The 22,526-nt window shown below is 57.5% G+C and carries 18 protein-coding genes; 3 read left to right on the top strand and 15 right to left on the bottom strand.

What is annotated here, in order from left to right; all coding sequences use genetic code 11:
* Positions 1–143 precede the first annotated feature (143 nt).
* Complete coding sequence (pitA, locus tag H5P17_RS17075) at positions 144–1,646, bottom strand: inorganic phosphate transporter PitA (protein WP_182824175.1); 1,503 nt, start codon at positions 1,644–1,646, stop codon at positions 144–146.
* A 301-nt stretch (positions 1,647–1,947) separates the two neighbouring features.
* Here pitA and H5P17_RS17070 point away from each other — a divergent pair, with 301 nt between their 5' ends.
* Complete coding sequence (locus H5P17_RS17070) at positions 1,948–3,147, top strand: NAD(P)/FAD-dependent oxidoreductase (RefSeq protein WP_182824173.1); 1,200 nt, start codon at positions 1,948–1,950, stop codon at positions 3,145–3,147.
* 611 nt (positions 3,148–3,758) lie between these two features.
* Here the strand turns inward: H5P17_RS17070 and H5P17_RS17065 are convergent.
* The 5 genes from H5P17_RS17065 to H5P17_RS17045 form a co-directional block, all read right to left on the bottom strand.
* A complete protein-coding gene (locus tag H5P17_RS17065; protein WP_182824171.1) occupies positions 3,759–4,172 on the bottom strand; it encodes a VOC family protein in 414 nt (137 codons plus the stop codon).
* A 107-nt stretch (positions 4,173–4,279) separates the two neighbouring features.
* The gene (locus tag H5P17_RS17060; protein WP_182824169.1) at positions 4,280–6,478 is read right to left on the bottom strand and encodes a virulence factor SrfC family protein; all 2,199 of its coding nucleotides are present in this window, start codon (positions 6,476–6,478) and stop codon (positions 4,280–4,282) included.
* The gene (locus tag H5P17_RS17055) at positions 6,475–9,420 is read right to left on the bottom strand and encodes a virulence factor SrfB (protein ID WP_182824181.1); all 2,946 of its coding nucleotides are present in this window, start codon (positions 9,418–9,420) and stop codon (positions 6,475–6,477) included. The genes H5P17_RS17060 and H5P17_RS17055 overlap by 4 nt, the downstream gene beginning before the upstream one ends.
* A complete protein-coding gene (locus H5P17_RS17050) occupies positions 9,420–10,661 on the bottom strand; it encodes an SrfA family protein (protein ID WP_182824168.1) in 1,242 nt (413 codons plus the stop codon). Before H5P17_RS17050 ends, H5P17_RS17055 begins: the two co-directional genes overlap by 1 nt.
* Before the next feature lie 164 nt (positions 10,662–10,825).
* Positions 10,826–11,341 (bottom strand): Lrp/AsnC family transcriptional regulator, encoded by a 516-nt coding sequence (locus H5P17_RS17045; RefSeq protein ID WP_255477942.1) that lies wholly within the window; start codon positions 11,339–11,341, stop codon positions 10,826–10,828.
* 41 nt (positions 11,342–11,382) lie between these two features.
* Between H5P17_RS17045 and ctlX the strand changes: the two genes are divergently transcribed.
* Positions 11,383–12,309 (top strand): citrulline utilization hydrolase CtlX, encoded by a 927-nt coding sequence (ctlX, locus tag H5P17_RS17040; protein WP_182824166.1) that lies wholly within the window; start codon positions 11,383–11,385, stop codon positions 12,307–12,309.
* A 14-nt stretch (positions 12,310–12,323) separates the two neighbouring features.
* Here ctlX and H5P17_RS17035 read toward each other — a convergent pair whose 3' ends face one another.
* The 9 genes from H5P17_RS17035 to H5P17_RS16995 form a co-directional block, all read right to left on the bottom strand.
* Positions 12,324–12,935, bottom strand: coding sequence for a LuxR family transcriptional regulator (locus H5P17_RS17035; RefSeq protein WP_182824164.1), 612 nt, complete (start codon positions 12,933–12,935; stop codon positions 12,324–12,326).
* Positions 12,936–12,937: 2 nt separating this feature from the next.
* Positions 12,938–14,572 carry a PglL family O-oligosaccharyltransferase gene (locus H5P17_RS17030; RefSeq protein ID WP_182824162.1) on the bottom strand — a complete coding sequence of 545 codons (1,635 nt, stop codon included), beginning with the start codon at positions 14,570–14,572 and terminating at the stop codon, positions 12,938–12,940.
* A 22-nt stretch (positions 14,573–14,594) separates the two neighbouring features.
* A complete protein-coding gene (locus H5P17_RS17025) occupies positions 14,595–15,134 on the bottom strand; it encodes a fimbrial protein (protein ID WP_182824160.1) in 540 nt (179 codons plus the stop codon).
* Between the two features lie 18 nt (positions 15,135–15,152).
* On the bottom strand, positions 15,153–16,157 hold the full coding sequence (locus H5P17_RS17020) for a fimbrial protein (protein ID WP_182824158.1): 1,005 nt from the start codon (positions 16,155–16,157) through the stop codon (positions 15,153–15,155).
* A gap of 14 nt (positions 16,158–16,171) precedes the next feature.
* On the bottom strand, positions 16,172–16,786 hold the full coding sequence (locus tag H5P17_RS17015) for a fimbrial protein (protein ID WP_182824156.1): 615 nt from the start codon (positions 16,784–16,786) through the stop codon (positions 16,172–16,174).
* A gap of 11 nt (positions 16,787–16,797) precedes the next feature.
* Positions 16,798–17,553, bottom strand: coding sequence for a molecular chaperone (locus tag H5P17_RS17010; protein ID WP_370570045.1), 756 nt, complete (start codon positions 17,551–17,553; stop codon positions 16,798–16,800).
* A 19-nt stretch (positions 17,554–17,572) separates the two neighbouring features.
* Complete coding sequence (locus tag H5P17_RS17005) at positions 17,573–20,074, bottom strand: fimbria/pilus outer membrane usher protein (RefSeq protein WP_182824154.1); 2,502 nt, start codon at positions 20,072–20,074, stop codon at positions 17,573–17,575.
* A gap of 102 nt (positions 20,075–20,176) precedes the next feature.
* Positions 20,177–20,728: a fimbrial protein gene (locus tag H5P17_RS17000; RefSeq protein WP_182824152.1), complete on the bottom strand. Its 552-nt coding sequence runs from the start codon at positions 20,726–20,728 to the stop codon at positions 20,177–20,179.
* 88 nt (positions 20,729–20,816) lie between these two features.
* On the bottom strand, positions 20,817–21,347 hold the full coding sequence (locus H5P17_RS16995) for a fimbrial protein (protein WP_020837413.1): 531 nt from the start codon (positions 21,345–21,347) through the stop codon (positions 20,817–20,819).
* Positions 21,348–22,110: 763 nt separating this feature from the next.
* Between H5P17_RS16995 and H5P17_RS16990 the strand changes: the two genes are divergently transcribed.
* Complete coding sequence (locus tag H5P17_RS16990) at positions 22,111–22,524, top strand: hypothetical protein (RefSeq protein WP_044554824.1); 414 nt, start codon at positions 22,111–22,113, stop codon at positions 22,522–22,524.
* The last annotated feature ends 2 nt before the right edge of the window (positions 22,525–22,526 follow it).

Raw genomic sequence — 22,526 nt, 5'->3', positions numbered from 1 at the left:
TGCCAAGAGCCTGAGAAAGGTGCATAAAAAAGGGTTCCAGTCATGTCCTGGAACCCTTTTTACAGCAACCACCGGATCGTTCAACCGATCCTTAAACGATCGGCATTAGCCACCAGGGCCGCCTTTCTCACCCGGCAAACTGCTTAGATCACCTTAAGCGCCAACCAGTACAGCGAACCGGAAAGCAGAATCGAGATTGGCAGGGTTAACAACCACGCCAACAGGATGTTCTTCACGGTTTTGCTTTGCACGCCGCCGCCATCCACAATCATCGTCCCGGCTACCGCCGAAGAGAGTACGTGGGTGGTGGAAACCGGCATGCCGGTATAGCTGGCAACGCCAATCGACAAGGCTGCGGTCATCTGAGCCGACACGCCCTGAGAGTAGGTCATGCCCTTCTTACCGATTTTCTCGCCGATGGTGGTGGCGACGCGACGCCAGCCGACCATGGTACCGAGCGACAACGCCAGAGCAACCGCGACGATAATCCAGATCGGTGCATACTCAACGGTTTGCAGCAGATCCTGACGCAGGTTTTTCAGGAAACGTTGGTCCTGGGACGAGGTTTCCGGCAGCTTGGCGATCTTGTCTGCGGTATCCGTTACGCACATCAGCAGGCGGCGCAGATGACTACGCTGTTCTACCGTCAGTTGATCGTAACTTTGCAGATTGTTCAGCAAGCCCTGAGTCAGCTCAATCGCCGGCATGGCGCGAGCGCTGTCACAGTGGAACTCGATAGGTTTATCCGGCGAGACGTCCTCATCCGGGCTTGGCACCAGTGGGGTCAGAGTGACCACGTGCGCCAAGGCGTCGCTGTGCTGCTGGTAATATTGCTGCAGGTGGGTCACGGCATCACGCGTACGGGTGATGTCATAGCCGGTTGCATTCATATTGACCACGAAGCCGGCCGGCGCAACGCCGATCAGCACCAGCATGATCAAGCCGATGCCTTTCTGACCATCGTTGGCGCCGTGCGAGAAGCTAACGCCGATGGCTGACAGGATCAGTGCGATACGGGTCCAGAACGGCGGCTTGCGTTTGCCGTCGACCTTTTCACGTTCCGCAGGGGTCATGTGCATACGCTGGCGTTTCTTGGTACCACTCCAATAGCGGCGCAAAGCAAACACCATCAACCCGGCGACCATCATGCCGACCAGCGGCGAGATGAGCAATGACAGGAAAATACCGATCATTTTCGGGACGTTAAGCGCATCCACTACCGAAGTGTGGGTCATCAGTGCGTTGGTTAAACCCACACCGATAATTGCGCCAATCAGCGTATGAGAGCTGGAGGCCGGCAGACCGAAATACCAGGTGCCGAGGTTCCAGATGATAGCCGCCAGCAGCATGGAGAACACCATGGCTAATCCGTGCGCTGAACTGACGTTCAACAACAGATCGGTTGGCAGCAGATGAACAATGGCGTAAGCAACACTCAAACCGCCGAGCATAACGCCAAGAAAGTTGAACAAGCCAGCCATCACAACCGCAAGTTGCGAACGCATGGCACGGGTATAAATTACAGTAGCAACCGCATTGGCCGTGTCATGAAAACCGTTAATGGCTTCATAAAACAACACGAACAACAATGCGAGAATTAACATCAGGCCGGTATGGAAATCCAGGCCAGCGAACAAATGCAGCATAAGCGTTACGCCAGTTTGTGGACATGAACGCCGCGCATTATCAGTGACAACCGGGGCCGGGGAAAAGGAAAATATGACGTTTTTTTGATTTCGATATGACGAAACGATGGCGCTGGTATGACAAATACATGAAATATCAGCGCGTTATGCTGAATGGCTCGCTGTAATATTTTCTTACTATGGCGTTGAGGGCGGCATGGCTTTACAATCTGCCGCCGTAAAGTTGTCGGTTACCGGCAGCGAAACGGCGTAAAATAGCGGCCTTTTGTCGCGATTGTGGTTTTTATTCAGAGAGGCGCAGGTGGAACAGTTTGATGTCGTGGTAATAGGTGCGGGCGCAGCGGGCATGTTTTGCGCGGCGCAGGCAGGGCAACTCGGCTGCCGGGTGCTGCTGCTCGACAACGGCAAAAAACCGGGGCGCAAAATCCTGATGTCCGGCGGCGGACGCTGTAACTTTACCAACATGTACACGGAGCCTGCCGCTTACCTGTCGAATAACCCGCATTTTTGCAAGTCGGCGCTGGCGCGTTACACCCAGTGGGACTTTATCGATCTGATCAACCGTCATGGCATCGCCTACCACGAGAAAACCCTGGGACAACTGTTTTGCGACGACTCGGCGCAGCAGGTGGTCGAACTCTTGGTGAAAGAGTGCGAGCAGGGTCAGGTGACGACACGCCTGCGCAGCGAAGTGCTGGGCGTAGAGAAAACCGCAGAAGGCTTCGAACTGGCGCTGAACGGTGAGAAAGTGAGCGCTCGCTCACTTGTGGTGGCCAGCGGTGGGCTGTCGATGCCGGGCCTGGGCGCGACGCCGTTCGGCTATAAGCTGGCGGAGCAGTTTGGCCTGAAAGTGCTGCCGACGCGTGCTGCGCTGGTCCCTTTTACGCTGCATAAGCCGCTGCTGGAGCATTTGCAGACCCTGTCTGGCGTGTCTGTGCCGGCAGTGATCACCGCAGAAAACGGCGTCAGCTTCCGCGAAAGCATATTGTTTACCCATCGTGGTCTGTCCGGACCGGCGGTATTACAACTTTCCAGCTACTGGCAGCCTGGAGAGTTTGTGAGCGTTAACTTACTTCCTACGCTTGATCTGGCGGGCTTCCTCAATGAGCAACGTCAGACACACCCTAATCAAAGCCTGAAAAATACCCTGGCGTTGCATCTGCCGAAGCGCTTGGTGGAATGTTTGCAGACGCTGGGCCAACTGCCGGAAGCCACGCTCAAGCAGTTGAATCCGACGCAACAGGCCGCGTTGGTCGAAACGTTGCAGAACTGGCGTGTACAACCCAACGGCACCGAAGGCTACCGCACGGCGGAAGTGACGCTCGGCGGCGTCGACACCAAAGAGCTTTCCTCCAAGACCATGGAGGCCGCCAAGGTGCCGGGACTGTACTTTATCGGCGAAGTGGTGGACGTGACAGGGTGGCTGGGGGGATATAACTTCCAGTGGGCCTGGAGCTCTGCCTGGGCCTGCGCTCAGGCGCTGGCGGCGCAGAAGCAATAATCTCGCCGCCGGAATGATTTTAAAACCGCTATTTGCTGCGCGGGATCGGAACCTGCGCGGTAAATAAAGTTATGGAGTAAAGATGAATTAAATATCGTACGCCATGAGAAAAATAGAGTGATGAGATGATTTTTAAAACGCCCTTTAAAATGATTTCAAATAGAGAGTGTTTTCAGATGATTTCCGTATTAATGATTTTTAATTAATTAAAATAACAATGTAATTCAATCAGTCTTTTATTTCCCGTAATAAATAAAAACCTAACCTATAATTATTTCTCATGTTTTCGAGTGAGAAATTGTCGCGAACGGCATTTTCTTTACCCGGCAATGACCTATTACCCCAGCCATTCAGGTTACAGCGTTAACAAAACAAGCCAATGGCTTTCTGCGCTATAACAATATCAATGACCTGGCACACAGCGGTTCCGCAGCCATGGCCTGGTTCCTGAACCGTGGCAACACGCAATTATCCGGCTGCACAGGATCACGAGTTCATCGCGACGGTTTCAGCCCTGCGTTGAGGCGCTGATGGCGTTGCACGTTATCAGGGAATAGGGCCGGAGCAGGCAGCACCAGCCAATAAAACTCCGCCCTGCGGGTTATCCTGGCTCACTCCGCTGCAGGGCCTTTCAGCTCCACGTGATTGCCGTCCGGATCGGTGAAATAGAGAGACGGCCCGTCGCCCTCTGCGCCGAATCGGGACTCGGGGGGATCAACGCTGATCCCCTGCGATCGCAAATAGGCCAGCAGTTCGCCCTCGTTGAAAGGTTCGATGCGCAAACAGAAATGATCGACATTCTGCTGGCGAGCATCGGGATGCTGGCCCCCTTTTTTCCCCAGCACGCCGTCGACGTCGACCAGATCAAGCATGGAAACGCCGACGCGCAGATGCACCAGCCCCAGATCGGGACGCCGTCTGGCGATTTCACACCCCAGTATCTGGGTATAAAATTGAAGGCTTTTTTCCAGGTCGGTGACGCGCAGTACCAGGTGATCGATTTTCTTCAGGCTGAATGGGCGCACGCTGATGTCCTCAGATCGATGGATAATTAATCAGTATAATATACCCGTCACCTTTCAAGTTGCCGCGTCGTTACCTGCTCTTGGTTACGTGGCCCAGCCTGAATTTGTCAGTGCCCGTCACTGCCAGCCAGAGTTGCCACTATGGCTTCCAGCGCGGCATGCGGCGCTGCTGCGAGTGCAGTTTCCGCCTGGGCGTTTTCCGCCAGCAGCCGCTGCAGCCCGACCAGCCAGTCGTAGATATAGAAGGCAGCATTTTTCGCCGGCGTGGGCGCCAGTTTGGTCAGGCGTTGCTGATTGCCCCAGTCGACCGCGGGCTGCGGCGGTGGAGTGAAGATCGGCTGGCCGGGATTGATGCGGCTGGCGGGGCGTAAAGCCGCCTCGCGCTGCTGGAAGCCCAGCCAGGCAACGAAATCGCTCAATACCGTCAGCGCCTGGCTGACCTGGCGATCCTCCCCTTGTTCCGGCAGGGTGCCTGCGGCTAATGCGCGCTCCAGCGTTGCGTCAATCTCCAGGCGGCAGGCGGCGCTAATCAATGCATCGACCAGCAGTTCCAACTGCGGTTTATCAACACCCAACAGGGTCAGCAGTTGGGCATTGTCCGGCAGGCAACGCAGATGGTTAACCCAGTCGGCGAATACCTTTTGGGCAAAGGACGAACGCCCATGTTCCACCGAACTGGCCGCGGCGCTATCCCCCTCACCAAACAGGTCGATCTCCACGTCGAAGGGCGGTGCGGCGACAGTCGGCGCCGGTGAAGCATGCTGTTGCTGCACGAGCAGTTGGCGCAGCCTGTCGCGCTGCGGCAACAGCCATTCCAGCAATTCGCCATGCGCCCCAGCCTGCGCCTGCAAGGCTCGCAGCAGTTGTTGGCTACGCTGTTGCAAAGGCTGCGGATCCGCTGCGGCAAGCCAGTTGCCGAGCAGGCTTTCACTCAGCTCACGCCGCAATTCTTGTTGCAGTTCCTGAATGCGCGCCTGTTTCAATGCCGGGCGCGCCTGCACCATCAAATAGTCCGTCATGCGGCGGCAGTCGCGTTCATCCATGGCCAGCAGCGTGGCCCAACTGTCGCCGGGCTCACCGACATAGCGCTGAACGGCGTCATCGGGGCGGGCTTTCCCTTCGCGCGACGCGTCGAACGGCGTGATTACCCAGATTAAACCGGGCTTACGACGGCTGCGTACCGCAGCATTTTCTCCCTGTGTGCGTTTAACCCAGTAGGCCAGCGCATGGCCGGTTCGACTGGCCTCCTGTGGTGTGCCGGCGGCATCGCTGACCAGCAACAGACTGGCCTGCAGATTATCGGCGTAGTGGGTCAGCAGATTGGCGCGTTTGGCCTGTTGCATACGCCATGTCAGATCGCCATCTGAACGACGGAGGCTGGCTGGAATATCGAGAAGCTCAACGTCGGCGGGCAGCCCGGCGGGCAGAGGTATCGTCACTTCGGCAGCCAACCACGCCAGATCGGCCTGTGGGATCGCCACGACGGCACCCTTTTCTGTCAGCACGGAGAGTCTCACCTCGGCTGGCGTGTTGACCGCGTGGGCATGCTGAATGCCCACTTCCTTATCCAGCGCCTGCTGCGAAGCCTGCACGCGTTCACTACATCCCAACGCTTGCAGGCTATGCGCCAACTGACGATAGAGCATGGTCAGCGCCGGGTCTTCACCCCACAGCGGTGCGAACAGGCGAGCCCGGTCGTCAATGCTCAGATAGGGGGCCAGTGAGACGGCCTGCGGCCAGAAATGCCGGTCCAGCGCCTGTTGCCATTTGCCCCCGTGGTGACGAAGAGTGTCCCACAGCACCACGATGGCATTGCTGTCCATGCCGTCAATCGCCATCGGCTGGCGATGGCGTTCCAATGTATTCAGGTGTGCGGCAATAGCTCGTGCGTCTCCATCCGGGCGAAAGCCGTTGATCAACGCTGTACTGGCCGTCATGGCGAGCAATTGCGCGTTATCCAGCAAGGTGATGACCACCGGATAAGCTGGAGGGGTTACGACGGTGGGCACGCAGTAGCGTACTGCCAGCGCGCAATCCTCTGATAGCAGCTCGGCGCCGGGGGCCAATGCCGTCAGAAGGTGAGCCTTGGCGCCCGCGTTATGGCCATAAAGGCCGATGGCGACGCGGTGAGGCGTGGCGGCTTCCAGCTTGTGGGCTTTGTTGTAGCTGCGGCGCAGGCGAACCGTCAGGTTATCGGCTTCCCGGTCCAGGCGTGTGGACTGTTGCCGTGCGTCGGCGACCCAGTCAATGGCCTGGAGGATCCCGTCGCTGAGGCGGTTTATCGGATCAGTGGTGATAGGTTTCATCGTTGATAAATGCTCCCGCTGTCGATCCAGTAATGGGTTGCGCCAGAGGCGCTGGCAGCCAGGGTATTGAGTTTAAGCTGTAGCTGATGCGCGTGAACCGGGCTGCCGTCGGCCAGCATGGCCTGGGCAATTTTAACGCCCTCGGCACCTTGCTTTTCGCTGCCGGTAATGGCCAACCGCAGGCTGATGACCGCATCGCCTGCCAGCTTGCGTGCCAACAGGGGGTCGGTGATGGTCAGCGTATATAACGGCGATGCCGGCCAGCGCGGGTTGTCCAGCTGACGGAACCCCAGGCGCAAAGGACCGCGCAGCTGGAAGCACCCGGCGGGATCCAGCGCAAAATCGGCGCGATCCAGATCGATGTCGCGATAGTAGACGTTATCGTCCGCCAGCATGTTATTGCCGTCCAGCATGCCCAGATGGCGAACGGTGGAGTAAGGCTGGAAATCTCCGACGTTGAAATAAAAACTCTCGAGGCGCAGGTCGATGGCCAGCAGGCACAGCATCGCTCCCACGGCAGCGGTGGATTTGGGGTTATCGATACGCCCGCGTTTGTTAAACGGATACCAACTGCGGGTGTGATAGCCCTCGAGCGGCAAGATGCGGCTGGCGGGCAGCGGCTGCAGATGGCGCAGCAGGGCCTGAACGCCGGGGAAACGTGCCGGGCGGCCGGTTAGCAGCAGCACATCGCAGGCGTACAGCGCCACCACTTCACACAGCAGCCGCAGGCAGCGGCCAATGCCAATCCGGTCAGACAGGAAGGCGCTGTGTAAGTCACCCAGGCGGACGACCAGCGGCGTGTGCAAAATATCGAAAGAAGAAGTGCCGGTTTCGCGCTGGATCTCGCCGTTGATAAACGCCAGCACTTGCGGGGTTGGGGTTTGAGGCAACAGATCGCCCAGGCTGGCGGCCATTTCTGCCTGGGCGTCCAGCGGGTCGTAATCCTCATAGGCTGCCAGCAACGCACGCCCGATAGGCATGAAAATCTGCAGCGCGGCCTGTTGGCGCAGGGTGGAAAATCCGTCCATGCGGCCTTCATTGCCGAAAAGCTTATCCATCACGGCCGCCGGAGCCGCGACCCCGGCGTCTTCGATCGCCTGCTGCACGGCGGGCAAGATAAACAGCTGGATCACGTCCAGCAAAATATCGTCACCGGCAACTTTAAAGCCTTCGCGGAACAGCAGGCGAGGGTTGATCTTGATGTTACTGCCTACGCCATCGTCCAGCCTGTACTGGGTGATCGCCAGATCGGTGGTGCCGCCGCCGATGTCGATGGAGGCGATACGCAGCGTTTTTCCTGCCGGCTCATCGGCTGCCAAAGGGCGATCCGGTCGGGCCATGCTGGCAAAAAAGGCGTCGGTACGGCCGGCGAAGTTCACCTGGGTTTCGTTGTACAGATAAACCATTTGGCCGCAGGTCGCTTCGTCCCATTCCATGTGCACCTGCGGAACGGGGAAGCGGGTTTGCTGGCCGTCGAACGGCGCGTCCAGCGGGTGCCAGCCCATGGCTTTCCACACCAGGCCAATCGCTTCCTGCATGCGGCGGCGGAAAATTTCCCGTTCCGGTTTCGGCATCGCCGAAGGCAATGTCAGGATGATAGTACGCAGGCGGCGCGGGGCGGTGGCATTCGGCATTTTTGCCCGTTGGGCGACGCTGTTGATCTGCATCAGCGCCTGCGCCAGCAACTCGGTCAGCATCAGCGTCATGACCGCGCTGCGGCTGTAATGGGCGGCGAATACCGGTAGCCGTTCCGCCAGGGGCAGCGCAGAAAGCGGAACGCCTTCGTCATTTAACAGAGTGGTCAAGGGCGCGGCGGTGGCCATCGGCTCCAGCTTGCCGTTAAAACGCCAGCCCGGCGCATAGCGTTCTTCGTCCCACAGGTAGCGACGAGGGCTGGAAATGCCGGTGGTGCCCTCACTGCCTTGCCTTTGCTGTGCCAGCTGTGCCGCCTCGCGGCCCACGCGGGTGATGGAAGGCCAGACAAAGGCGTCGTCGCGCCCGCTCTGGAACGAGAGGCCGGGTTTGCCGAACGAGACCTGAGAAAACTCGACCCGGCTTTCGAACAGTTCGTTGTACACGCAGTGCGGCGCGCTGAGCGAGCGTAGCTGCAGTTCATAGGTCTGCTTCAGGCCGTTGCTTTCTTCCGGATGGTCTTCGACCAACACGCCGCAGGTGTGGGAGTTGCCGACGTCCAGAATCACGTCCACGTTGACCGCGGGCTGCTGCAGCGTGGCAGCAATAATTTTTATCTGCGGCACCGTCAGTTGGTCGCCGAGCATATTCAACACGTTGAGGTAGTGCGCCTGATATTCGAAAGTTTTCAACCCGGTGTAGACCTGAGCTTCGGCACGTTGTTCCAGCGTGGCTGCGGCTTCGGTAAAGACCTCTCGCAGCCAACCGTCCACCCAGGTCAGATCGAGAAACTCGCCCAGATCGTGATTGCGGTGGGCCAGCGCAAAGCTTAGTCCGGTGTCGAGATCGCTTTCGCTTGGGACTAACGCCTCCTGGCCTGGTGCCGCGATACGGGTATCGAACGCCAGCACCACCCGCAGCGAGTTACCGTCCTGATCGGGGGTGTCCAACTGAAGGATCTGCATGCGCGCCCAGTTGTCCGGTCCGGCCAGAAACGCGCCAGAAGGGGTGTAGCGAAAGAACGGCAGGGGCAGCCAGGTCTTATCCAACAGGCGCAAAGATTGCTGCAGGGGATAACTGAATTCAGGGCGCACCACTTCATCGGCCTGCCCCGGCTGCGCGGGCAACAGGTATTTGCCGCTGTCGGCATGCCATTGCAGGCGCAATAGCGGGCCGCTTGCCGTCTGGCGGACAAACTTGCCCGGGAAGTCGGCATCCAAAACCGGCGTCAGGGCAAAGTCCAGAAATTGGATGCCGCTGTCCTGAATCAGCGTAATGGCGTTTTTATAGTCCGTAAGGGGGGCCAGCATCATTTACTCTCGCGCTTTAACGTCATGGGATAAACCGTGTCCGCAGCGTAACGGCCGGTGCATTCCGCCGGGCCGGTCTCATTTTGCCTGCAGACGATTTCCGGCAGTGGGTAGCGGCTGCCGTCGCTGCAACGCGCTTTGGTGCGGCTGTTGATCACCAGATTGCCTGACTGCATCAGCCCGGCCTCTACCGGTGCCCGGCAGGTGATGGCGTCGCCGTAGGTGATGCTGGCGGTGCCTTTGCCGTTATTGAGACGGTATTGCAGGCTGGGCCGTTTGCCGGTCAGCGGATCTTTCAACGCCACCGTCGCGCGCCATCTGCCGTTGAGAAAACGGGTGGAGCCGGCCTTGACCGCTTCGGCTGGCAGTACCAGCGAATTTTTGTCCGCCGGCGGCAACACCACCGGGACGGGCGCCGGCGGCAACACCACCGGGACGGGCGGCGGCGGCATTAGCGTGGCGTGCGCCAATGGCAGATGCAGTTTGGGGATCGGTTTGGCGACGCGGGCCGGCAGTGGGGGGCGCGATGGCACCGTCGGAGAGGTGACCGGTTGCCGGTTTGCCTGGTACAGCCAGCCTGCCAGCAGGGCCATAAGGAGCATCACCGGTGCCATCCACACATAGCGGCGCCACGGCCTGCGCACCGGCGCGGGGATAATCTCTGGCGTCAGGGCTTCGGGTTCAGCAGCAGGTTGAGGCTCGGGGGCGGCGACTGCGCGCGGAGTGGCGGCAATGGGCATCGGTTTTTCTGCCGGCTCCTCGGCTGGGCGCAGACAGGCCAGCGGATCGTCCTGACACTGGGCCTGTGGCCTGATAAAGCCCCAAAAGGTCAGCACCGGTTTATCGCCGACCAGATAGACATGGTTGGGATCGGGTATTTGCATCGCCTTGCTTAACAAGGCGCCGAAAAGGCGTTGGCTGGGATGGTCGGTCGTCTGCGTCTCGGCGATCAGGGCATTGAAGGTTGCCAGGCTGCGCTCCAATTGGCGCACGGCCTGAGCGCGTTGAGCCTCGTTCGCCGCCAGCCAGGAGGTGACTTTTCCAGGGAAAGGTGAGTACCAATCAATGTGAGTGCCCGCCTCGTTAGGCTGCGGGATCGCCAGACAATCGGCGGCCGGCTGCTGTTGACGAATGCGCAGGGTTTCCCGCAGCTGCAACGCGCAGGCGTAAACCGGCTGTCCATTCTCGCCCAATGCGAGCACATCATCCAAACGGCCACTGCGTAAAAAGGGTTTTCCCACTGCCAAGCACCTTGTCCTGTTACCGATAAACGCATAAACGGTCATGGTAACCTGCGAACTAAAGCGGCAAACGGCCAAGGACAGGCGTAAAAAGGCACCTCTTGCTTTAATGGGCGTGTTTTTGGAAATGCTTGAGGCGATGTTCCGTCGAGCTAAGCAGTAAGCTAGGCCTTGTGCGTCGACAGCTGGATGCTGGTTTCGGTGCTGGAAATGCCGGCAATGCGCCGAATACGGCCGAGGATTTTGTCGAAGTTCTCCAGGCTGTCGGTGCGGATCTCCACCAAAATATCCCACTTGCCGTTGGTGGTGTGCAGGGTAAACACCGCGGGCTCGCCGCGCAGCTGTTGCAACACGCTTTGCGCCTTGGTGCCTTCGACCGCCACGGACATCCAGGCGCGGATGCGGTTGTGCTCCACACCCGGTTTTACGCGGATGGTGTAACCGGTAATGATCCCTTGCGCTTCCAGCGCCTCAATTCTTTTTTGCACCGTAGCGCGCGAAACCCGGACCTTGTTGGCTATTTCGGTCACCGAGCTACGGGCGTTTTCGCGCAGCAGCGCGAGGATTTGGCGATCGGTATCGTTCATGGTGGCAAAGTGTCGGTTGGCGGTGGCGATTTGTAAAAATATAGAGCAATTTAGCCAGTTATCACACTGTTTGGCGTCAAATTGATTTTCCATAATAGGGTCGCGTTGCTACCCCCATCCCTGTGAGAAACATCATGCAAACCACCCAAACAGTTTTTATGGTCCGGCCCTCCGGTTTTGCCGCCAATCAAGAAACCCGGCACAGCAATTTCTTCCAAAAAACCACGGAAAATAATGAAAATCAGGCGATGGGGGCATTAATTGCCTTTAATGACTACGTCGATGCACTGACGCAAGCCGGTATCGACGTCACGGTGATTGACGATGCCGGCGGGCAAGAAACTCCGGATGCGCTATTTCCCAATAACTGGATTGCACTGCTGGCTGACGGCAGCCTGTTCACCTTCCCGATGGAAGCGAAGAACCGACGACGGGAGCGCCGTCAGGACATTATCACGCAGCTTGCCGATGCGTTTGTGGTTGAACGGCAAATCGACCTTTCCGCCCACGAACTGGCGGGGCACTTTCTGGAGGGCACCGGCTCGCTGATCCTGGATCATCCGCATAAGCTGGCCTATGCCTGTCTGTCGTCACGCAGCTCGCCGGAGGTAGGCCGCGAATTTGAAAGTCACTCTGGCTATCAGATTGTCTGGTTCGAGGCTGCGGACCGCCATAATCGGCCCATCTATCACACCAACGTGATGCTGAGCGTCGGGGTGAAATATGCCATCGTTTGCCTTGAAAGCATTCGCAACGAAGCCCAAAAAGGCACGCTGATCGCCACGCTGCAACGCAGCGGGAAAACCATTGTTGACGTCAGTTTTGCCCAGATGGAAGCCTTTGCCTGCAACGTACTGGAGCTGCAGGCCAAAGACGGCCACCCGGTTTACGCTATGTCTACCCGGGCCTGGTCCCATTTCACTGCGCAGCAACAGGCTCTGATCGGCGACTATGCCCGCCTGGCGCTCGGGCCGATTGATATCATTGAAGATCTGGGCGGCGGCGGGGCGCGGTGCATGCTGGCGGAGATTTTCCTGCCACGGAAACTCGCCTCGGCCTGAACCCCGTCGGCCGCTCAGTTCAATCCCAATTGATTCAGCAGCATTTTGTTCAATTCGATGCTTTTGTGGACGTTCAGTTTGCGCATCGCCGAGCGCTTATGGGCGCTGATGGTCTTCTGGCTGCGTTGCAGCATGCCGGCGATGGTGCAGGCGGACATACCGGAGCTCATCAGCTTCAGCACCTTTTTTTCACAGCTGCTCAGGGCGGCAATACGGCACTGACGGCATTTCCAGATGCCGCTGGCGTGCAGGGCGACCCAGGGCTGCTGGCAGAAACGCTCCAACGCCAGCTGCAGTTTGGCGCGGATGACGGCGTCATCATCGCGCCGATGAATGCTAAACAGCGCCGGGTGCTTGTGTTCATAGTGGGCATCGCGGTCGTTGAGGATCAGCACGGTCATTTGCCGGTGGCGGGGTATCTGATAAGGGCTTTGATAGCAGTGAGCGCAGCCGCAACTGTCTTCCAGCGTGCGAAAGACGATTTCTATCGGCTCCATATTCTGCAAGCCGGCCGAGGCGCTGCGGCTGCTTGCATTCAGGTTATGAAGGTAATCTTCCACCAGCAGGCGCAGCCCGAGCTGATAAAATTTATCGCTACCCAACAGGGTGAACCGGATATTAAGCATAGTTACTCCTCAAAGCGCGCATCGTGCGGAAACAGTCGCTTGGCCTGGCGTTGCAGATCGGCGGCTCGCTGGGGCTGTTGCAGTAACCGGCTGACCGCCATCAAATTGATGTAAATATTGGCGTCCGGCCGTACGAGGATTTCGTTTTCCGCCCACTGCCGGTAGTTCAGCAACGTAGCGACATCGCGGGTTTGCGGGTATTGCAGCAGCTGTCGCAACTGGACGTCATAGTCGTAACGGACCTGCCAGGGCGTTGGCGTGACGACCTGGCTCATGGAGCCGAATTGCCGCAGGCCACTTTTTTCCACCGCGGTAATGATCAGCGCGCTGTGCAGGCCGTTAAGCTGATACGGCACCATCAATGCAGCGATGCCCGCGGTGGTCAGCCGCAGCGGGAGTTGCAAACGGGAGGGCAGCGGCAAACGGCGAGGAACGTCGCCAACGCGCAGGATAGCCAGCAGCAGCACCGCATGGGCGGCAGAGAGGTAAAGCGGGTATTCCACCATCATGTGCAGCAGGATCGGCAACGCCGCCAGCCAGGGCGCGGGGCGTAACGCCGGGGCGCGGGTGCGCCGCAGCAAACGCCACAGCCCCCAGACGATCAGGGCGATACCGATCAGGCTCAACAGGCCGCCTTCGATGCCCCACAGCAAGATTTCGTTGTGTGGGTGGCTGATGGCAACGCTTTCCATGCCGCTGCTGTGAGTGGTGTAGAAATGATGCAGAAAATCGTGCTGAAAATGGCCGTAACCCCAGCCCAACCAAGGGCGTTCGGCGATCATGCGCAGGGCCTCCTGCCAGTAAGCCAGCCGATAAAAAATCGGCTCCGCCACGGTGATTGCCCGCGTGGCGCCATTTAGCATCACCAGCAACAGTCCGGCGGTTACCCCGGCCATCAACAACAGCAGGGCGATGCCGGCGCGACGGCGGTTAAGGCGGTACAACATCCACAGTTGGAGCGGTGACAGCAGCGCCGCCGCCAGCAGCCCGACGCGCGAGGCGATAACGATCAACAACAGCGGTGCCAGCAGCAGCATGGCGGCGGCCAGCCATTGCAGACTGCGCGACAAAGGGCGACGGGTGCTCAGCAGATACAGTGCCAGCGCCAGGCCGGTGGCCATAAAGCTGGCCATCAGGTTCCACTGTTGGAAGATGCCGTAAGGGCGGTTTTTCAGGGTGTTGTAGCCGATCCAGTTGCCCGGCTGCAGCAGGCTGTATTGCACCAGCCCCAGCAAGGCTTCGATGACCGTCGCAGCCAGCAGCAGCATCAACAGCCTGCGCCGCCGCAGGCGGTCGAGTGGAATTTGCAGCAGCGCAAAGTAGGCCAGAACGCCCAGCGCCAGCCCCATCAGGCGCGGCAGGGCCTCGCTCAACCAGGGCTGCTGTGCCCACAACAGCGGCAAGAGCAAAATCAGGCTGCCTGACGCCAGCAGGTTAAAAAAGCCGGAAGTGACCAGCGGCGGGCGGCTGAACAGCATCGCACCCATGATCAACAGGGCGATAAAGATCCCGCCGACCAGATTCCACGGCAGATAGAATCCGCTGCCGCCGCGATTGGGCCAGTAAATGTGCATGGCGATCAGGCAATAAAATGCCGCCAGCCCGAATAACCAGGCCACTTTGGGTTTGGACATCATGACGTGTTCCTGCGGCGCCGACTTACTGATAAGCCAGTACGAAATTGGCTACCGAGCTGAATTCACCCTCGGTAATGGTTTTATTCTGTATCGCGCTGGGATGGCCCTGCACATAGGCGGTGAAATTCAGGATATTGGCGCCGTCCTGCAATGTCACCGCGCTGGTGGCCTGGTTCAAATCAATGTCCGCGCCCTTGCTGTCAAACAGGGCGATCGCGGCACCGTTGGCGCCGTTATTGATCGCCAGCTTGCCCGGCAGTTCGCTGTCCTCGTTCCCGCTGAAGGTGACATTGACGGTTTTGAACACCGCCGTTTTGCAGTCGGTCAGCTTGATGTTGAACGGCACCGGGTTGCTATGGCCGTAGCGGTACAGGGTTTTGACGATCACCGTGTCCATTTCCACCACCTGATCGGCCGACTGCGGTTCGATATTGCAGGGGCGACTCACCACGGTGCCGTGGAACTGCAGCGGTGAGCCGACCAGCTCGGTGTCCGCCAGCGTCGGCAGTGTCGAAAAGAGTAGCGGCGTGCAACTGAGCATCGCTAAAGCGCGTAAACGCATCGTCTGTTTCTCCCTGAATTACTCGAAGGCCGCCACAATGGTGGCAGATGCGTTGAATTCCCCTTCCGCGATTTCTTTACCGCCGTTGGCCAACGGCGCGGCAACCAGGTTCCAGCTACCGCCGTTACCGATATTCGATACCGGGTAAAACTCATTCGGGATCACCAACTGGCCGTTATGTTTGATCTCGATACCGAGGTCGGTTTTATCGGTTTTAAATGCGTTATTGGTGAAGGGTGCCGGGGTGCCGGAGACCGCCAGTTTGATATTCAGCGTGCCGTCCTCGAAGCTGCCGCCTTCACATTGGAAGCGCACCGGAATGCTTTGCGGGTAGCTGGCACCGTTCAGGTTGCTGCCGCCGATTTCGCCGAACTCGACGTTGATCAGTTGGCCTTCGTTCACCACGCATTTATCCGGCACGTAGAGAATGGCGGACTGAATAAACACCTGCGCCATCGGGTTGGGGCCGAAACCGGCGTCGGTTGACCCTAAGCGGCCATACATCTCGATGATCTGCCGGTCGTTGATCTGTACGCCGTTGATGATTTTTTTGCGTACCCGGAAGGTGACCTTGCCTTTGGATCCACTTTCGTAGTTATTGATTTGCGCATATGGCGGATTGCAAGAGTGGTTGGTGTATTCATTTGAGACGTTATAAAACGGCACAGTGACATAGGCTTTTTTATTGCCGGCGATCCAAACCTCGGCTTTTAGGTCCAGATAGTCATTCAGTTTCAAATAGCCATTGCCGTAGTCGGATGCGGGCAATGCCGAGTCCGATTTATAAAAGTGCGGGCTACGGGGGATCGGCGTATCGCAATAGGCCTTGCCGGTATATTGGCCACCTAATGAATAGGGAAACTCTTTGGTAAAACCGACCTTGTTGGTGATATTGCTTTCATTCAGGTCGATATAAAACGGTTTTGCTCCGCCGTCCGGCGTCACGTAGCCGTTGGCCCAGACGGCCGGAGCCGTCAGCGCCAGTGCCAGCGGCAGGCAGGAGTTAAGGTAGGTTTTTTTCATCGCGTTTGTGAACCTCACAGGTAAATCACCTGAATGTGCGCCACGCCGGAAAAACCGGCCGCCATCACCGCTCGCTGCGTGGATTCCACGCTGGCGCTGAACCACAGCGTATTGCTGCCGGGCTGCAGAATGTAAGGCCGGCTCTGCTGGTTGAGCGACAGCGCATGGCCCTGCTGATCTTTCAAACGCAGGCCGATGCCCTGTACGCCGCCGTGCAGTTTCAGCAGGTCGGGGTTGTTGATGTCGCTTTCGCCGAGAAACACCAGCGTGGCGGCCTGCTCACCCTGCAAGTAGAGCTGCCCGGCATCGCCGTTGCGCTGCCCGGCCGGGTTATCCGCCAAGGCTTTGGCCCCCAGCAGGCAGTTGCGGAACGAGAGGCGAAAACGCACCGGCGTACTCTGATCGCCGGCATTTTGGAAGTCGCGCGCGTTAACATCGCCCAAATCAATCGACTGATCCTGGCTGTCCGGCGTCAGGCTGCACGGGGAGCTGAGCAGGCCGCCATGAAAGCTGACGGTGCCGGTGGTGCCTTGGATCACGCCCAATGGCGTAGCCGCCGTCGCGCTGCCGCTAACCAGCAGCGCGGCGATCAGCAGGGGCCGCAGGCGGCCGCCGGTGAATTCAGCCATGCGGAATCTCCTTATTTTTTGGTCTCGGGCACGGCGTTGCACACGCTGCCGTTACAGGCGAAGCGCAGCTCCGGGTGACCGCCGTAGTCATTGATATAGGTAACGACAAAGCTGTTGAGGCCGTTGTCGCGCACCTTAACGGTTTCGCTCGATTTCGGTTTCAGCATCACCGGCTGGAAGTCGCCCAGCGCGCCGCCGCCCTGTTTCTGCGTTTGGCGGGTCATGCCGGTCAGGGTGATGTAAAACGGCGTAGGGTTTTCAACGGTGAAACCGCCGGTGCTTTTACGAAACACCAGCTTTTCCTGCCACACTTCGCCTTTCGGCGCGACGATGGCCTTTGGCCGGTAAAACAGTTTGATTTGGGTTTGCAGCGCCAACTGCATCACATTGGTTTTGCTGCTTTTCGGCGGAATTTCACGCAGATTGAAATAGAACACCGATTCGCGATCCTGAGGCAAACGGTCGGCCTCCGGGGTCTTGGTGATGCGCACGACGCTGCGCTCGCTGGCCTCGACCCGTTGCAACGGCGGCAACACCACCAGCGGCGAGGTGATTTTCTGGTGCTGCTCGTTTTCCAGCCAGGACTGCGCCAGGAAAGGCAGTTCCTTGTTTTCGTTGACGATATTCAGACTGATGGATTTCGCGTCGCTGAGGTAAACGGCGCGGGTACGATCCAGCGATATCGCTGCGTTGGCGACCGGCACTGCAGCGGTCAAAGCCAGGCCCAGTGCGGCCATTTTTGCTAACGGAAAGTTGTTCATAATCATCAATTCTCTGCGTTACGGATTACAGTTTGGCGCACGGCAGCAGTAGCTGGTCCAGCGGCTTGGCGGCGCCCGGTATAACAATGCGGCACTGGCGTTGGCCTTCCCAGGCGACGTCCAACTGCTCTTGCGGCTGTACGCCGGTCAGGTAGACCGAGCCGCCGTCGTTCACGACCGCAACCTCGCGGCCTTTTTCGCTCAGCACCGTGGCGCCGAACGGCGGTTCGCTGCCGTCGGCAAGTTTGATGGTGGCCAACAGCTTGCTGCCTTTCACCACCTCAAAGTGGCGGTAACCGATGGCGCCCTCGGTCAGCGTGCCCTGCACCACCGCTCGGGTGGCCTCCACGTCGTCCGCCAGGGTATTGACGTCGATGCGGGTGTCGGTGTTGTAGTAGCTGGTGATGTCGGAGATCACCGCCAGGCCGAAGCGGTTGCTGTAGGCGCGGCCGTTGTTGATCGGCACCCCGGCGATGCCGTCGGTGTCCAACATCATCCGGCTGCCGCCGTTGCTGGAGTTCTGGTGGGCGGCTATGCCGTGTCGGGTGGCGGTAATGCCGCTGCGGAAGGTCCCGCCGATCGACGAATAGCTGTCCTGCTGGTAAGAAGCGCTGGCGTTGAGCGATCCGAACGAGGCGTTATGGCTGTAGTAGCCACGGGCCAGCGATTTGCCGGACTGGTTAAAGCCGCCGCTGACCTGCCAGGTGTTGTTCGGGTCGGTATAGTCGTTGTAAGACGCCATCTGCGTCACATCGCTGTTGCTGGTTTGCAGTGAGTAACCCAGTCGACGGCGATCGCCAATCGGTATGCTGAAGTTCAGCATCACGCTGTCATCGGTGCGGCCGTGATAGGTGGTACGGTAGGCCGACAGCGAGGCGGTAACGTTGCTGACATTGCCGACGTTGAACAGCTTGCTGGCGGATAACCCGTAGCGATCCTGCGCCCTGGCATCCCAATAGGTTTGGTGCGAATAGGTCAGGTAAGCGGTGATCGCCTTGGCGCTGTCTTCCGCCATAAAGGTTTTGCTGGCGGTAATGGTGTACAGCTCTTTTTGGCGGCCGTTGTAGCGTTCGTCGTAGTCGTTGTAACGCTCTTGCAAATACTGCGACATGTTCATGAACTTGCGCTGTGAGAAGCGGTAGCCGGCGAAGGTGATCTGGCTGTTGAGTTCATCGAAACGCTTGGCGTAGTTGACCTTGAACGACATGCCGCTGGCGGTGGGTTCATTGGGCAAACGGGCGATGGATTGCGTCACGTCCACCGACATGGCGCCGAACACGTTAAGATCGCGACCCAGGCCGAGCGCCCAGGCGTTGTAATCGCCGCCGAGCAGGGCTCCGCCGTACAGCGACCAGGCGCTGGTCAGCCCCCAGGAGAAGTCGCTGGCGGAAAACAGTGGCCCTTGCGTGCGGTGATCGTATGCCGAAGGTTTGCCCACCGCGACGTTGTAGCGGACATAGCCGGGACGCGTCAGATAAGGAATGGTGGCGGTGTCGACCTGGAAGGTGGAGACGCTGCCGTCTTGTTCTTCCACCTTCACGTCTAACCGGCCGCGTACCGAACTGTTGAGATCCTGAATGGCGAACGGCCCGGCGGGCACGGTGGTTTCGTACAGCGTACGGCCTTCTTGCGAGACGGTGATCTTGGCGTTGCTTTTGGCGATGCCGCGTACTTCCGGCGCGTAACCCTGCAGGTTTGGCGGCAGCATGCGCTCGTCGCTGGCCAGATTCAGACCGGTAAAGCGGTAAGAATCAAAGACCCCCGAGTCGAGAAAGATTTCACCGAGCGTCAGCTTGGCAGCCTGCATTGGCAGCGCGCGGTAGGCGTAGATCTGGTTCCAGTCGAAGTTGTTGTCGCGCTCGCCGGCCTGCTGATTGTAATTGGCCTGATAATCGGCGCGCAGGCGCCAGGCACCCAGGTTGGCTCCCACCGTCCCGTAGCTGCTGAGGTTTTCGGCGGTATTGTTATTGTGGCTCTGCTTGCCGACCTGGCCGCTGATGCTGTAGTCCAGCAACAGTCCGGGAATGCCGTCGTCCCACTGCTCCGGCGGTGTCCAGTCCGGGTCGGAATATTTCATCCAGGCCTGCGGGATGGTGATGGCCAATACGCCGCCGCCGATGCGGTCGGAGATGGTCGCCCCTTTGATGCCGCTGATATCGGCGCAGCTGTTGTCGTGCCACAGCGTGATTTTTTTGAGGACGTCTTCTTTCAGCGCCATTTTCTCGACCAGATCCGGCGGCAGGCAGACGCGAGAGCGATCCTTTTTATCCGGCGACGGATAATATTGAATGCTGCGCTGCGGCAAGGTTTTCTGGTTGATTTTGATATCCAGCAGATAGGCGCCGGGCATGACGTAATCGGCGTCGGAAAAACGCGATAAATCCACTTTGCTGCGATCGCCAATATCCAATACGTCGGTATTGAATTCCGTGGCGGAAAAAGCCGAATGCACCCAGAGGAAAGATAGAATGACGGTAAGGGGTATTTTTTTCCGTGTCAGTAATGACGTCATAGAATAATCACTCATGGCAAATCCGCGCCCAATAGCAGGTCATCCTGTACGACCTGAATACGTAATACGTGATGTCATTCAGTGCCTGACGGCGGCACCCGCCTAACGAGGCGTTACTTACAGATAAGACAGGGTGAATTTCGCCAGTGAGCTGAATCCGCCGGCTCTGGCCCTGTCGGGATGAATGCGTAACTGAGCGCCAAAGCGCAGCGTGTTGTCGCCGGCGACAATCTGGTAATCCGCGGTGGTACTGCCCAGCGGTATCTGAACGCCGTTGGCGGTCAGTAATTCAATGGCCACGCCCTGCGCTTCGCCATAAACCCCCAAGAGATCGGGATCCCGGCTGTCGGCGATACCGTTGAAAGTGACGGTGGCCGCGCGGTAGATAAAGTCGGGTTTCACGATGCTGGCCAATTCGCAGTTCACCAGCTTGATCTCAAAGTTGCGGCGGCTGCCGATCAGCACCGGCTGCGTATCCAATGCCGCATCGGTCATCGAGATCAGCCCGAAATCAACGGTCTGGTCCAGGCTTTCGCTGGCTATCCCGCAGGGGGTTTCGACAATCTCGCCACCCAGGTTAAGTGTGCCGTGGCCCTGATTTTTCGCCGTCGCCTCTGCGCTGCAAAGGCTGAGCGCGATAAGCAGTACGCGCCAAATCCGGTTTGTCATGCTGGCGTCTCCCTGTAGCCGTTGGTCCCGTTACCCAATGTCCGTGCAGGTAAAACGGGGACACCTAAAGGGCGTCCCCGAGGGGGGATTACAGGTAAGCCAGTGTGAAGTTTGCAACGCTGGTGAATTCGCCTGGGACCACGGCGCCAGAAGCGCTGCTGCCTTGCAGATAAGCGGCGAATTTCAGGGAGTTGTTACCTTCGGTCAGACCCTGACCATCGGTCGCGGTACCCAGTTCAACGTCTTTGGAGTGCAGGTTGTCATAGATGCGGATGCCAGCGCCGGTTGCGGTGCCGCTCAGTGCCAGCAGTTTGCTGTTGTCTGGATCCGGTGTACCGGTGAAGGTTACCTGGACGTTCTTCATGGTCGCAATGGAGCAATCTTTCAGTTCGATGCTGAATGGCTCAGAGCTGGATTTGCCTTCTTTAGCCAGCAGACGGCTGCTGATTTGGCCCATAGGGACAGTTTGGTCAACAGATTCCGGTGCTACGCTGCATGGCGCATCAATAATTTCACCGGTAAAAGTGACTTTACCGCTGCCCTGGTTAGATGCGGCGTGAGCAACAGATGCAGAAGCGAAAGCAATCACGGTTGCCAGCATTAATTTATTCAGTTTCATTTCTCAAGTTCCTGTAGAGAGTATTTAAATAAAAAGAACAGCACATCTAAATCCCCCACAACAGCGGCAACGTCATGTCGCCGACGCCGTAGTTGGAGCCAGATCCTTTTGCTCTGGGCAATACGCCACCCTCCGTTATTCATGAGTGAATAACGAAATATTTTGGAAGTCGTACAAGCGAAATCCATAAAAGAAAAATAGGTATATCACCATAGCGTCTTGCTGGGATTATTCTTGCAAATAATAGGTGTAGTTGGAAATAGCTTTTATTAAGTTAAGTCAAATACAGAATATAAAACCAAAAGGAAAAAGAAATATATATAATTGAAAATCAATAGATCGTATACAAATATTATCCAGAATAAATGACTATATAAATAGCAATATGCGAGATATTAGATCGCCAGAATTAGTGTTCGCACTACAATTAGCAATATTGTTTTGATAATATCGCCCTCAGACAGCAGATGATGAATTCTGCGCGTTAATCGCGGGTAAAAAGTTAACTCTTTGTTTTTATGGATGAACAGGCCGGTAATACAGGCCTGGGATGTGACATTCATTCAATGTGGCTACGATAATTCCTTTTTGAATTTTAACAAAAACATAACAATACAGATGTGTGTCGGATTATTACCAATACCCGACTGTTATTGTGCGTTTCTGTTATTTAACTCGTTAGGATTAATCAGAAGCAGTCAGATAAAACAGGGCTTCGCGACATAATAATGACCTAAGTGATAATTAAGGGATGATAAACGGAATGATTACCATAATTAATGATTCAACTCGCCGTTCCGCCGTCGCTACGGCGGTGATGATAATGTCCTGTTTACTGCTGTCCGGTTGCGTAGGAAAAAATGGCACCGGTACGGTTGCCATGAAAAAAGTTTCACAGAGTAATCCTAAGGAAAACACTGATGAGCAACGGATCGCGCTTTGTCAGCAGCGGGTCAACTCACTTAAGAATATTAATCCGCAAAGCTATCAGAAACGGATTGCTTATTTTAACGGGCTGTTGTCCAACGCCTCGGGATATGCCGGCATTCGCAGTAATGTCGATGAAAGCACCCGTAAAGCCATAGATGCGCTTTATAAATATAAAACCGAGAAATTCTGCGCCGACGTTGAACATGAGCTGATGTCCGATCTGTCTAGCCGGGTGGAGAGCCTGTAACC

It is taken from the genome of Serratia sp. OS31, assembly GCF_014164835.1.
Taxonomy (GTDB): domain Bacteria; phylum Pseudomonadota; class Gammaproteobacteria; order Enterobacterales; family Enterobacteriaceae; genus Serratia; species Serratia liquefaciens_A.
The sequence above is the reverse complement of the archived record's forward strand: the minus strand, read 5'-3'. Positions and strand labels throughout refer to the sequence as shown.

Bases quoted from the DNA above. Each gene is read 5' to 3' on its own strand.
- pitA (WP_182824175.1), bottom strand. From the start codon at position 1,646: ATGCTGCATTTGTTCGCTGGCCTGGATTTCCATACCGGCCTGATGTTA.
- H5P17_RS17060 (WP_182824169.1), bottom strand. From the start codon at position 6,478: ATGAAACCTATCACCACTGATCCGATAAACCGCCTCAGCGACGGGATC.
- H5P17_RS17055 (WP_182824181.1), bottom strand. From the start codon at position 9,420: ATGCTGGCCCCCCTTACGGACTATAAAAACGCCATTACGCTGATTCAG.
- H5P17_RS17045 (WP_255477942.1), bottom strand. From the start codon at position 11,341: ATGGAAAATCAATTTGACGCCAAACAGTGTGATAACTGGCTAAATTGC.
- ctlX (WP_182824166.1), top strand. From the start codon at position 11,383: ATGCAAACCACCCAAACAGTTTTTATGGTCCGGCCCTCCGGTTTTGCC.
- H5P17_RS17035 (WP_182824164.1), bottom strand. From the start codon at position 12,935: ATGCTTAATATCCGGTTCACCCTGTTGGGTAGCGATAAATTTTATCAG.
- H5P17_RS17030 (WP_182824162.1), bottom strand. From the start codon at position 14,572: ATGATGTCCAAACCCAAAGTGGCCTGGTTATTCGGGCTGGCGGCATTT.
- H5P17_RS17025 (WP_182824160.1), bottom strand. From the start codon at position 15,134: ATGCGTTTACGCGCTTTAGCGATGCTCAGTTGCACGCCGCTACTCTTT.
- H5P17_RS17020 (WP_182824158.1), bottom strand. From the start codon at position 16,157: ATGAAAAAAACCTACCTTAACTCCTGCCTGCCGCTGGCACTGGCGCTG.
- H5P17_RS17015 (WP_182824156.1), bottom strand. From the start codon at position 16,786: ATGGCTGAATTCACCGGCGGCCGCCTGCGGCCCCTGCTGATCGCCGCG.
- H5P17_RS17010 (WP_370570045.1), bottom strand. From the start codon at position 17,553: ATGATTATGAACAACTTTCCGTTAGCAAAAATGGCCGCACTGGGCCTG.
- H5P17_RS17005 (WP_182824154.1), bottom strand. From the start codon at position 20,074: ATGAGTGATTATTCTATGACGTCATTACTGACACGGAAAAAAATACCC.
- H5P17_RS17000 (WP_182824152.1), bottom strand. From the start codon at position 20,728: ATGACAAACCGGATTTGGCGCGTACTGCTTATCGCGCTCAGCCTTTGC.
- H5P17_RS16995 (WP_020837413.1), bottom strand. From the start codon at position 21,347: ATGAAACTGAATAAATTAATGCTGGCAACCGTGATTGCTTTCGCTTCT.
- H5P17_RS16990 (WP_044554824.1), top strand. From the start codon at position 22,111: ATGATTACCATAATTAATGATTCAACTCGCCGTTCCGCCGTCGCTACG.